The organism is Paraburkholderia ferrariae NBRC 106233 (assembly GCF_000685035.1).
Lineage (GTDB): Bacteria > Pseudomonadota > Gammaproteobacteria > Burkholderiales > Burkholderiaceae > Paraburkholderia > Paraburkholderia ferrariae.
This window is the reverse complement of sequence record NZ_BAYB01000060.1, coordinates 17,719-27,899: the sequence shown is the minus strand read 5'-3', so window position 1 is coordinate 27,899 and position 10,181 is coordinate 17,719. Positions and strand designations below refer to the sequence as shown.

Genomic DNA, 10,181 nt, shown 5'->3' with positions numbered 1-10,181 from the left:
TCCGAGGCTGGCGGCTATGTCGAGCCAACAGCAGCCCTCAACGGCTGGATTTTCCTGGGCGCGCAGCATGGCGGGCCGGTCGCGAAAGAGAGCATCCCCGATTCGATGTTTGAGCCGGTAATCGTCACGACGAACCATGCATGCACGGCGAACGACCCGCAGGGCACGGGCGGTGGAATTCCCGTCAAGGCGGGGGACCTGATGGGCCACCTGGGCCGCTATGACTCGCTCAACGAGTGTTCAGGCGGAACCCGCATGGCACACATCGAGGTGTTTTGCGGCGAGGACATCAAACCGTTCATCAAGGCGGGACGCGCCTGGGTTGACACGCACGTCGAGGAAACGCCCACCATCACGAATCAGTGGAATGACCTGGGCGTGTCGCAGGATCCGACCATTTTGCGCGTGGGCCGTGGAACGACGCTCTACCAGACCCACGCCAACGGGCAACCGGGCACGGACCCGAAACAGACCGATGTGATTCAGGTTTACCAGTTCGCCGCGCTGCCCCAGGACGATGCGCATATGTTCATGGAAAAGAACAACGGCAACGACGGGCACAAACGGCGCTGGTGGAAGGTGGCCGGTGCGGACGCACTACGCAACCCGATTAGCGGATGGGTGCGCGAACAGAGCTTCGAGGGCGGTCGTGTGACCCGCGAGTCTGCGCAAAGCTGGATTGACTTCGAGTGCTACGACGAGGACCACGACCCGACACACACCATTTTCGCGACCACTGCGGACTATGTGGACTATGCGCTCGGCGGCGATACGCCCGGCGCGGGTTCACTTGGCAAGCTCAGCCCGCTGATGGCCGTGATCTACCGTGCGCTCTATCCGACGGGCGACGGCAGTCACGCGGCGGACGACCTTTGCAGCCTGGGACAGAGCGTCCAGGGCGGGTTCCCGTGGAAGGCGTTCCGCGCATCGCGCCTCATTCCGAAACACGAAAGCGAATGGGCCAACCCGGCGAAGTGGCAAGCGCTTGTGAGTGCAATCGAAGAGCGCACCGGGCCGAAACCCGAACACGGAGAGGAAAAGAAGCGTATCGCCAAGCTCGTGTGGTGGGACGAGGTGGCGGCGGGCGTTCCCGGCTTCCCCGATTCCGATGCGTATCACATCAATCCGGTTGGGCTGGTGGGCAATTTTCTTAAATTGGGAAGCAGCCTTGATGAATTGATTCGAAAGATCGGAGATATTATCTCCGGCGGTGAAGGTGGATATGAATCATACAACACTGGAACAAACGGGCCTCATGGCGCAGTAGGTCATTCATATATGACAAGGCCGAAGGGGACTGTTACTGGAAAAACAATAAATGAAATTCTTGCAACGGAGCATCTCTCTTATACGGATCCAGCGAGATTTTATACAACAGGCAAATATCAGACGATCATCCCGACTCTTCGGGAGGGAATGATCAAGCTGGGCCTAACCGGAGAAGAGAAATATGACGAGGATATGCAAGAGCGGATGTTTAGCGATTTCTTAATTATTCATGCTGGTAAAGGTGTTTTGGCTAAGTTCATTAAGCAAGGTGTCGGAACGATAGATGATGCTCAATATGCGGCATCCAAAGAATGGGCGTCCATTGCGGCCCCTGTTAACTGTCATATAAAGGATGGAAGAGTTTCGGACGGGACACTCTCCTATTACGAAGGGGCAAATAATCACGCATTTATGCCGTCCACAAATAGAATCCGGGCTATTCTTGTTGAAATCTCGCAATCACGTTGACACAGAATGAAGAAAATCACTCGCCTATTTTTTTTGATTGTTGTATATGGTATCGGCGCTGTAACGTGCCACGCCAAGTCATTGGCAAATACGATCAATCATCCATTCGATCACGTTGAGATCGCTTATTCTCATAATTACGAATGCTCTTTTATGTACTCACCCATTGATTTTTGTGACGAGAGGCACGTGTCAGAGATTAAAGGCGCGATTGCCAATCAGGTTGCAAATTTTAATGAACATTACATTCTTCTGAAGATCAAGGAGTGGCGTCCTTCTGAGTACTACGGCGATAGCTTGGTGATCATAGATACCCAAACTGGGGTGGCCTATCCCATGCCGTTCGATTACTACACTGGCGCGGTCGATATGAGAAATTCAAAGAAGATGGGAAAGCCAAGGCTGACTTTTTCTGCGGACAGCAACAAGATATGCATTGAGGGTTCAATACTCGTTTATCGAGCTACCACGAACGGGAAATTTTGCTTCAAATTCGAAGGGAATAAATTTTCCGGCTATCAAACCGGCTATATGAATTGATGGGGGCCTAAGTATCCGCGCCTAAGGGGGGCTGTATGTCACGTGAAAGGCCTGTTTTCTGGCAGTTCGCGATGCAGGCCGTGTCGCAATATGTGGACCCTTGGGCGGTGCGGTACGTCGAACCTGCCTTCTCCGGCGATCCTGAAGCGGCCCTTTGCCTGGCCGCTGCACTTAGCAACGACAAGCGCGGCGCGGTGGCAGTGGCGATGTGGGAGGCAAAGATACCGCGCCCCGCGTTTCGTGCATACTTGGGCGGGGCCTGGAATCATGACCACGCCTGGGTGATTGGCGCTGCCGGAACGCGCCGCCGCCTGGCGGCCATGTTTCGCTATGCCGCGTTCCCCTTGCCGGATGCGCGTGTGGCGCGGCACATTTGGCGTGCCCGTGAGCCGGGCGCGGGCCGGTTATAGCTGGACGCTTGACCGCGATATGGCGTGCTGGTTCGCCGTGCGCTTTGCCGATCAGGTGAGAAAGCCGCTCGTGCTGGCGGCGGAGGTGGCGCGAGGGGAGGTCGTGCTGTACACGAACGAGCGCGAAGAAGCGGAGACGGTGCTGATGCGCCCGCCAACCGCGAGCGTCGATGGCACGCCCGAAGAATGGCAAAGCCGCTTTGACGCGGTACAGGCTGCGCGCCGCCAGCGTTAATCAAATTTGCCTACACAGTGCCTACATGGACTCAAAAAGCAAAAAGCCCAGTCGCAATGACTGGGCTAAGTGCTTGAATTCTCTGGGGTGGCTGATGGGACTCGAACCCACGACGACAGGAATCACAATCCTGGACTCTACCAACTGAGCTACAGCCACCACTGCACAACTTTGCTCGATTAACTCCGCTTTGAAAGCGGCTTCAATCAAGAAGCAAGATTATATACACACTCTATTGCGCTTGCCTAGACCTTCATTGAAATATTTCAGCAGGCGCACCCAGAGAAACCACGCCCGGCAAAGCGTCACCCGGCTCGGTCTCGCGCGCCGCCGCACGCAGATGCTCGCGGGCCTCTTCGAAAATGGCGAGATCGGCCTTTGCGAGCTTGCGGTTATCCGAGAGCACCCGGCGCCAGCCACGCGCCCCCGCTTCGCCGCGGTAGAGTCCCAGCGCATGGCGCGTCATCGCACCCAGATACGTGCCGCGGGCGATTTCGTGCGCGCAGTACTCGATGAATTTCGCTTCGACCGCTTCGCGCGTGAGGGCGCTCTCCGTCGAGCCATAGAAACGCGCATCCACATCGGCCAGCACATACGGATTGTGATACGCCTCGCGCCCGAGCATCACGCCATCCACATGCTGCAGATGGGCTTCGACTTCATCGAGCGTCGTGATGCCGCCGTTGATGATGATTTCCAGGTGCGGGAAGTCGCGCTTCAACTGGTACGCGTAGTCGTACTTGAGCGGCGGGATCTCACGGTTCTCCTTGGGGCTCAAGCCCTTGAGAATCGCATTGCGCGCGTGAACGATGAACACCTCGCAGCCCGCCTGTGCCACCGTGCCCACGAAGTCGCGCACGAAAGCGTAGTCCTCCACCGCATCCACGCCGATCCGGTGCTTCACCGTCACCGGCACCGAAACCACGTCGCGCATGGCTTTCACGCAGTCGGCCACGAGTTGCGGCTCGTTCATGAGGCAGGCGCCGAACGCCCCGCGCTGCACGCGCTCCGAAGGGCATCCGCAGTTCAGATTGATCTCGTCGTAGCCCCATTGCTCGCCGAGTTTCGCCGAGCGCGCGAGATCGTCCGGTTCGCTGCCGCCCAGTTGCAGCGCCACCGGCGCTTCGGTCGGCGTGAAGGCCAGGTGCCGCGGCACGTCGCCGTGGAGCAGCGCGCCCGTCGTGACCATTTCCGTATACAGCCACGTGTGCCGGGAAATGATGCGATGCAGCGAGCGGCAGTGGCGATCGGTCCAGTCCATCATTGGCGCGACAGAAACGCGGCGGGGGCTGGCGACAGGATTTGCGGACATGGCGAAAAGGCGCGAGAAAAGCGGCGTGCGTGGATCAACCTTGCATTTTAACTCATGCGCCCAGGTGCGTTGTGCTCTGCGCCGCCGCCGCAGAAAACGCTTCCAGCCGAGCGTTCCCGCCTAAAGACCCTGCTTCCGGTATGTAATTCGTGGCAGAAATTTGTGCGCCGCAAGAAAATTTTTGGGGCGCCTATTAGGGTCTGTTCGTCGCTCAGCCAAGCCAGGATTGGCTGACAGGATTGTTTCCAGATCCGGAATGGTAAATTCGGATTATCGCGATTATTTTTTGATAGTAGGTGTATACACTAGGTTCCGTTGACGCAGCTCATGGGCACATGACCTCCCAGGTGCAGCGCCTCCGATCCGCAATTGAACCTGATATTGGAGTCCACCATGAAGACCAAACTGATCGCAGCGCTGCTGGTCGCAGCTTCCGCTTCTGTTGCCGCTCCGGCGTTCGCCAGCGGCTACGGCCCGGCGCCGTTCTACCGTCCGGCCGTCGGTGCGCCGGCTTCGCAGCAAGGCGTGAGCGCCCAGACCGTGGCCGTTGAGCGCGCCCAGCAAGCAGGCGTCGATTCGGCGTACGGCGGCGTCGCCAACACGGTGTCGCAATCGGGCAGCCCCGCAAAGGATCACGGCCCGCAGTCGGTGTTTTTCGGCCAGTAAGCCTCGCCGCAGGGGCTTCGCCGCCTTAAGGGCTTAAGGGGTCTCAAGGGCCTCGAGGGCCCCAAGGGCGGCTTTGCCAGACAAAAGACCGGGTGTCCCCAAGACACCCGGTCTTTTGTTTTGGCGCGTCCGCTTTCATCGCACATCAGGGCATCAGGGCTCGAGCGGGCTCAAGGGTTCGCCGCCACGCGCTGGTCGATGGCCTCGCGGATGCGGTCGAACGAGGCGTCGAAGGCGTTGTCCTGGGTCGGAAAGCGTCCCGCGGCCACGCCGTCCACGGGAACGGTCGCGTTCAGGCTGGCATCGGTCAGGCTGCGGATCGTCTGGGACGAGACGAAGAAGCCCTGCTCGTGATCGCCGTCCACGCCGGCGATCATGTCGAAGCCCATGTATTCGTATTTGCGCTGGTTTTCCATCCATCCTCTCCTCGGTAGCTTGCCCGATTCTGGCACGTCTTCCCCATCGACCTTCGCGCGCCGGGCAGACATCGGCCCGGACACGTTCGGGCCGGTTCGCCTGCGGCCTGTACTAACATGGGCTGCACTGCGCATTCGCGTGGCGTGCCGCGCGGTCTTGCACCGGTGTTCGAGGCCGTTCCAGGCAACCAACCAGGAGGTGAACCATGAAGAAACGTTTCGTGCTTCTCGCCGCGCTCGCGCTGCCTGCCGGGCTCACGTCGGTTTCGGCGTCGGCACAGCAGCCGCCGGAGTGGCACAAGGGCGACCGGGTCGCGCCAGAATACCGCGACCGCCAATACGTGATCGACGACTGGCGCGAGTATCGCCTGAAGGCACCGCCGCGCGGCTTCCATTGGGTGGGCGTGGGCGGCCAGTACTATCTCGTGCGTAATTCGAACTGGGCGGTGGAGCGCGTCGGCCCCTGACCGCCTCTCGCGAGCGCGGCGCGGAGTAGAACGGCCTGCAGGAATTCACGCAGCGTCATGCTCCGCCAGGGTGCGTACGGCTACGCCAGAGCAACAACAGCCACGCCAGAAATATGCCCAGCGCCGCGCCGGCGAACTCGCACAGCGCACGCGTGCCGATGCTGTCCGGATCGTGCACTTCGGCGAGTGCCACGCCCAGCAGAAATGGCGATTGCAGGTTGGCGTAATTGAAATAGAGCAGATTCCAGAGGTCGCCGCTGGCGCTGGGCAGGAGGGAAAGCACATAAGCCACGCCGAGCTGGGTCCCCAGGCTCCAGGGGTTTTTGCGGGTCAGCCAGTGCACCAGCAGCAGCATGAAAAAGGCGAACACCGCCGCAATCGCGCCCGCCTGGGCGCCGCCAACGATGCCGTAACCCATCCACGATTGGTCGAATGGCATGGCAGCGTCTCCTGATCATCCCTACGCCCCATTATGCTCAAATGCGTGCGCGTCGGGCACGTTCCGAGGCGCGGCGTCGGAAAGATCGGGGCAATGCCGGCGATGACGGTTGAAGCGGCCCGGCGGCGTTCGATGCGGCTAGGCCGACTGCCCATCCACCCACACCCGCGCCGCCGCGAATCCCGCCTGCGCCGCCGCCTGCTCGGTGGACCAGAGACGGTCGATGTGCACGAGCTGCCAGTCCTTCACCACGGTGTCGCCGCGCAACACGCGAAAGTGCGCTTTCACGCCCGTGAGCACCTGTTCGACCGCCACTTCGATATCGAAGTCCTTGTAGCGCTCCTGGTAGTCGCCCATGTCGGGGCCCTTCGGCTCCATGATCCGTCCTCCGTCGTGGCTGGCCGGATCATCGTAGCACTTCCGGACGCGTTACAGCCTCGCGATCGAGACCTCGGTCGACTTCACGAGCGCCACGACCTCCGAGCCCACCTTGAGATCGAGTTCGTCGATCGAGCGCGTTGTGATGACCGACGTGACCACGCCAAACGGCGTATCCACATCGACCTCGGATACCACCGGTCCACGGATGATCTCCTTGACCTTGCCGCGAAACTGGTTGCGCACGTTGATGGCGGAAATGCTCATAAAGTCGGCTCCAAAGATTCGAAGGGAACTGCGGGAGAAAACATTCAGAATGCCCAGCGGACGTCGGCGGCAAGCCGCAGGGCCGGGACTTCGGGCTCGCGGCCCAGCACGCGATCGAGCACGCGCGCTTCCAGTTCGGCAAAGCGCGCATCGGCGCGCTCGCGCGGCCGTCCGAGCGGCACCGCTTCGTCCAGCGCGATCTGCCCCGCTTCCACGAGCAGGATGCGATCGCCCAGCGCCACGGCTTCGTGCACGTCGTGCGTGACCAGCAGCGCGGTAAAGCGATGCTCGCGCCACAGGCGTTCGATCAGCGCATGCATTTCGATGCGCGTGAGCGCGTCGAGCGCGCCCAGCGGTTCGTCCAGCAGCAGCAGGCTCGGCCGATGCACCAGCGCACGCGCGAGCGCCACACGCTGGCGCTGGCCGCCGGAAAGGCGCGCCGGCCACTCGTCCGCGCGGGCGAGCAGACCTACTTCGTCGAGCACGGCGCGCGCGTCCTCGCGGGCGCTGCGGCCAAGGCCCAGCATCACGTTCTGCAGCACGGTCTTCCACGGCAGCAGACGGGCGTCCTGGAACATGATGCGCGTAGCGAGCGGCGCGCCCCCCGCGCCCTTGCGGATCAGCTCGCCTGCATCCGGCGCCTCGAGCCCGGCCACGAGACGCAACAGCGTGGACTTGCCGCAGCCGCTGCGGCCAACGATCGAAACAAAGCTGCCGCGCTCGATCGACAGATCGAAGCCGTCGAGCACCACGCGCTCGCCGTAGCGCTTGCCTACGCCGCGCAACTCGACCGCCGGATCGGCGGCACGCGGGCCGCTGCGCAGCAGCGTGACGGGCGCCGCATCGTGCGGCGGGGGCGCGCGGCGGCCACGCTCGCGCCACCCGGCCGGTTCAGCGGATTCGCCGGGTGCGCCGCGCTCGCGCTGCTGCTGCGCCTCGATTTCGGCCTGCAGGTCGCGGCCCGCAATGCCGGCATAGTTCGGTGCAAGCGTCGTCCCGCTCATGCGTCGCTCCCGGTTTGATACGCGGGGTGCCAGCGCAGCGCAGCACGCTCGAGGGCCTTGGCGAGCACGTCCGCCAGCTTGCCGAGCAGCGCGTACAGCAGGATGCCGACCACCACCACATCGGTTTGCAGGAATTCGCGCGCATTCATCGTCATGTAGCCGATACCCGATTGCGCGGAGATCGTTTCGGCGACGATCAGCGTCACCCACATGAGCCCGAGCGCAAAGCGCACGCCGACGAGAATCGACGGCAACGCGCCCGGCAGGATCACGTCGCGATAGAGCGCGAAGCCCTTGAGCCCGTAGCTGCGCGCCATCTCCACGAGATTGGCGTCGACGGAGCGAATACCGTGGAAGGTGTTCACGTACATCGGGAAGAACACGCCCAGCGCGACGAGGAAAAGCTTGGCCTCCTCTTCGATGCCGAACCACAGGATCACGAGCGGAATCATCGCGAGCGCGGGGATGTTGCGGATCATCTGCACCGTCGAGTCGAGCGCGATCTCGACGGGCTTGAAGAGCCCGGTCGCGAGCCCGAGGATCAGGCCGCAGCCCCCGCCGATGGCGAAGCCCGCCAGCGCGCGCCAGGTGCTCACGCGCACGTCCTGCCACATCTCGCCCGACTGGATGAGGCCCCAGGCGGCCTTGAAAACCGCCAGCGGCTCGGGCAGCACGCGCGACGACAATGTGCCGGTGCGCGCGGCCAGCTCCCATGCCGCGAGTATCGCGAGCGGCACGATCCAGGGCGCAAGCCTCGCAAACACGGCGCGCAACAGCGGGCCGAATGGTCGCTTTTCACGCGGCACGGCGACCGCAGCAACAGCGGATTGACTCATCGCATCCTCTCCCCGAGCGGTTCAGTGCGTGCCGGCGCTCAGCTCGCGCTCGCCCGCGGCAGATACTGGTTGCCCACCACCTCGCCGAACGGCCCGGAAAGCGGGCCGTTCGTGCTCTTCGCCTGATGCCCGGGCAGCAGCGGGAATACCAGTTCGGCAAACCGGTAGGATTCCTCAAGATGCGGATAGCCGGAGAGAATGAACGTCTCGATGCCGAGGTCCGCGTACTCCTTCATGCGGGCCGCCACCTGTTCCGGATTGCCGACGAGCGCCGTGCCCGCGCCGCCGCGCACGAGACCCACGCCGGCCCAGAGGTTCGGATAAACCTCGAGTTCCTTGCGCGTGCCGCGCTTGCCGCCGTGCAGCGCGGCCATGCGGCGCTGGCCTTCCGAATCCATCTTGCCGAATGCGCTCTGCGCGCGGGCAATGGTTTCGTCGTCGAGCCGGCTGATGAGGCGTTCGGCGTCGGCCCACGCTTCCTCTTCCGTTTCGCGCACGATCACGTGCAGACGGACGCCGAAGCGGATCGTGCGGCCATGCGCGGCTGCGCGCTGGCGAATGTCGGCGATCTTCTTCGCCACGGCCTCGGGCGGTTCGCCCCAGGTGAGATAGGTGTCGATATGCTCGCCCGCCATGTCGTGCGCGGCGGGCGACGAGCCCCCGAACCACAGCGGCGGATGCGGATGCTGCACCGGCGGATAGAGCGCCTTGCCGCCCTTCGAGCCCAGATGCTTGCCGTCGAAATCGATCGCTTCGTTCGTGTGCGAAGCGGCAAGCAGCTTGCGCCAGATATGCAGGAATTCGTCGGTGATTTCATAGCGCGTGTCGTGATCGACGAAGAGACCGTCGCCTTCGAGCTCAGCCGAGTCGCCGCCCGTCACGACGTTGATGAGCAGGCGCCCGTTCGACAGCCGGTCGAAGGTGGCGGCCATGCGTGCCGAAAGACCCGGCGACGAGAGACCCGGACGGATCGCAACAAGAAATTTCAGGCGCCGCGTGGCGGCGATCAGGCTCGATGCGACAACCCAGGCGTCTTCGCACGAACGGCCCGTCGGCAGCAGGACGCCTTCGTAGCCCAGCGTATCGGCGGCGATGGCGACTTGCTGGAAGTATGCGAGGTCAGCGGCGCGCGCGCCCTCGGACGTGCCCAGATAACGGCTGTCGCCATGGGTCGGGATGAACCAGAACACATTCATGCATAGCTCCTGCGGATGCGAGACGAGAACGGGCTGAACGGGGACGCGCAACGGCAATGCGCGCTCGCCCGCCGACGGCGGGGGGCCGTCTTTCTTCATGGGGAATCAGTCTAGGGAGGGGGGCTACGCTTTTGAACGATTTTTTAAAGCTTAGGTTTTCCACTTTCGTGATTAGCCCGACGCTTTAACATACGAGAGCGCAACCGCAGGAGCGCGACGCCGATATAATGGCGCACACCGACAAAAAGCCCGGCAGGCCGCGCGGTGCGCCGAAACAG

Annotated in this window: 11 protein-coding genes, 1 tRNA gene and 2 pseudogenes; 5 read left to right on the top strand and 9 right to left on the bottom strand. The window is 62.4% G+C overall.

Features of this window, described 5'->3' with window-relative positions; genetic code table 11:
- The 3 genes and pseudogenes from BFE01S_RS45270 to BFE01S_RS35720 form a co-directional block, all read left to right on the top strand.
- A pseudogene (locus tag BFE01S_RS45270) lies at positions 1 to 1,737 on the top strand (hypothetical protein); the annotation flags it as partial.
- A 6-nt stretch (positions 1,738 to 1,743) separates the two neighbouring features.
- The gene (locus tag BFE01S_RS35730) at positions 1,744 to 2,277 is read left to right on the top strand and encodes a hypothetical protein (protein ID WP_028229598.1); all 534 of its coding nucleotides are present in this window, start codon (positions 1,744 to 1,746) and stop codon (positions 2,275 to 2,277) included.
- A 330-nt stretch (positions 2,278 to 2,607) separates the two neighbouring features.
- Positions 2,608 to 2,922, top strand: coding sequence for a hypothetical protein (locus BFE01S_RS35720; RefSeq protein ID WP_156967276.1), 315 nt, complete (start codon positions 2,608 to 2,610; stop codon positions 2,920 to 2,922).
- Positions 2,923 to 3,005: 83 nt separating this feature from the next.
- On the opposite strand, the gene BFE01S_RS35715 is transcribed toward BFE01S_RS35720, so the two are convergent.
- Together BFE01S_RS35715 and dusA are read right to left on the bottom strand one after the other, a co-directional pair.
- Positions 3,006 to 3,081: transfer RNA gene (locus tag BFE01S_RS35715), tRNA-His, on the bottom strand.
- A 94-nt stretch (positions 3,082 to 3,175) separates the two neighbouring features.
- Entirely contained in the window at positions 3,176 to 4,234 is a 1,059-nt protein-coding gene (dusA, locus tag BFE01S_RS41525; RefSeq protein WP_084170427.1) for a tRNA dihydrouridine(20/20a) synthase DusA, read from the bottom strand.
- A 393-nt stretch (positions 4,235 to 4,627) separates the two neighbouring features.
- On the opposite strand from dusA, the gene BFE01S_RS35705 reads away from it, so the two are divergent.
- A complete protein-coding gene (locus BFE01S_RS35705; protein ID WP_028229595.1) occupies positions 4,628 to 4,900 on the top strand; it encodes a hypothetical protein in 273 nt (90 codons plus the stop codon).
- A 170-nt stretch (positions 4,901 to 5,070) separates the two neighbouring features.
- Here the strand turns inward: BFE01S_RS35705 and BFE01S_RS35700 are convergent, their stop codons facing one another.
- The gene (locus BFE01S_RS35700) at positions 5,071 to 5,316 is read right to left on the bottom strand and encodes a hypothetical protein (RefSeq protein ID WP_028229594.1); all 246 of its coding nucleotides are present in this window, start codon (positions 5,314 to 5,316) and stop codon (positions 5,071 to 5,073) included.
- A gap of 275 nt (positions 5,317 to 5,591) precedes the next feature.
- Between BFE01S_RS35700 and BFE01S_RS35695 the strand changes: the two are divergent.
- A pseudogene (locus BFE01S_RS35695) lies at positions 5,592 to 5,783 on the top strand (RcnB family protein); the annotation flags it as partial.
- 55 nt (positions 5,784 to 5,838) lie between these two features.
- On the opposite strand, the gene BFE01S_RS35690 reads toward BFE01S_RS35695, so the two are convergent.
- From BFE01S_RS35690 to ssuD, 6 genes are all read right to left on the bottom strand, one after another.
- The gene (locus BFE01S_RS35690; RefSeq protein ID WP_028229592.1) at positions 5,839 to 6,222 is read right to left on the bottom strand and encodes a hypothetical protein; all 384 of its coding nucleotides are present in this window, start codon (positions 6,220 to 6,222) and stop codon (positions 5,839 to 5,841) included.
- Positions 6,223 to 6,360: 138 nt separating this feature from the next.
- The gene (locus tag BFE01S_RS35685) at positions 6,361 to 6,600 is read right to left on the bottom strand and encodes a hypothetical protein (protein ID WP_028229591.1); all 240 of its coding nucleotides are present in this window, start codon (positions 6,598 to 6,600) and stop codon (positions 6,361 to 6,363) included.
- A 51-nt stretch (positions 6,601 to 6,651) separates the two neighbouring features.
- Positions 6,652 to 6,867: a TOBE domain-containing protein gene (locus BFE01S_RS35680; protein WP_028229590.1), complete on the bottom strand. Its 216-nt coding sequence runs from the start codon at positions 6,865 to 6,867 to the stop codon at positions 6,652 to 6,654.
- A gap of 44 nt (positions 6,868 to 6,911) precedes the next feature.
- A complete protein-coding gene (locus BFE01S_RS41520; protein ID WP_042339887.1) occupies positions 6,912 to 7,871 on the bottom strand; it encodes an ATP-binding cassette domain-containing protein in 960 nt (319 codons plus the stop codon).
- The gene (ssuC, locus tag BFE01S_RS35670) at positions 7,868 to 8,707 is read right to left on the bottom strand and encodes an aliphatic sulfonate ABC transporter permease SsuC (protein ID WP_028229589.1); all 840 of its coding nucleotides are present in this window, start codon (positions 8,705 to 8,707) and stop codon (positions 7,868 to 7,870) included. The genes BFE01S_RS41520 and ssuC overlap by 4 nt, the downstream gene beginning before the upstream one ends.
- A gap of 38 nt (positions 8,708 to 8,745) precedes the next feature.
- Positions 8,746 to 9,903: an FMNH2-dependent alkanesulfonate monooxygenase gene (gene ssuD, locus BFE01S_RS35665; protein WP_028229588.1), complete on the bottom strand. Its 1,158-nt coding sequence runs from the start codon at positions 9,901 to 9,903 to the stop codon at positions 8,746 to 8,748.
- Positions 9,904 to 10,181: the final 278 nt, after the last annotated feature.

Bases quoted from the DNA above. Each gene is read 5' to 3' on its own strand.
- BFE01S_RS35720 (WP_156967276.1), top strand. From the start codon at position 2,608: ATGCCGCGTTCCCCTTGCCGGATGCGCGTGTGGCGCGGCACATTTGGC.
- ssuD (WP_028229588.1), bottom strand. From the start codon at position 9,903: ATGAATGTGTTCTGGTTCATCCCGACCCATGGCGACAGCCGTTATCTG.
- BFE01S_RS41520 (WP_042339887.1), bottom strand. From the start codon at position 7,871: ATGAGCGGGACGACGCTTGCACCGAACTATGCCGGCATTGCGGGCCGC.
- dusA (WP_084170427.1), bottom strand. From the start codon at position 4,234: ATGTCCGCAAATCCTGTCGCCAGCCCCCGCCGCGTTTCTGTCGCGCCA.
- BFE01S_RS35680 (WP_028229590.1), bottom strand. From the start codon at position 6,867: ATGAGCATTTCCGCCATCAACGTGCGCAACCAGTTTCGCGGCAAGGTC.
- ssuC (WP_028229589.1), bottom strand. From the start codon at position 8,707: ATGAGTCAATCCGCTGTTGCTGCGGTCGCCGTGCCGCGTGAAAAGCGA.
- BFE01S_RS35730 (WP_028229598.1), top strand. From the start codon at position 1,744: ATGAAGAAAATCACTCGCCTATTTTTTTTGATTGTTGTATATGGTATC.
- BFE01S_RS35700 (WP_028229594.1), bottom strand. From the start codon at position 5,316: ATGGAAAACCAGCGCAAATACGAATACATGGGCTTCGACATGATCGCC.
- BFE01S_RS35685 (WP_028229591.1), bottom strand. From the start codon at position 6,600: ATGGAGCCGAAGGGCCCCGACATGGGCGACTACCAGGAGCGCTACAAG.
- BFE01S_RS35690 (WP_028229592.1), bottom strand. From the start codon at position 6,222: ATGCCATTCGACCAATCGTGGATGGGTTACGGCATCGTTGGCGGCGCC.
- BFE01S_RS35705 (WP_028229595.1), top strand. From the start codon at position 4,628: ATGAAGACCAAACTGATCGCAGCGCTGCTGGTCGCAGCTTCCGCTTCT.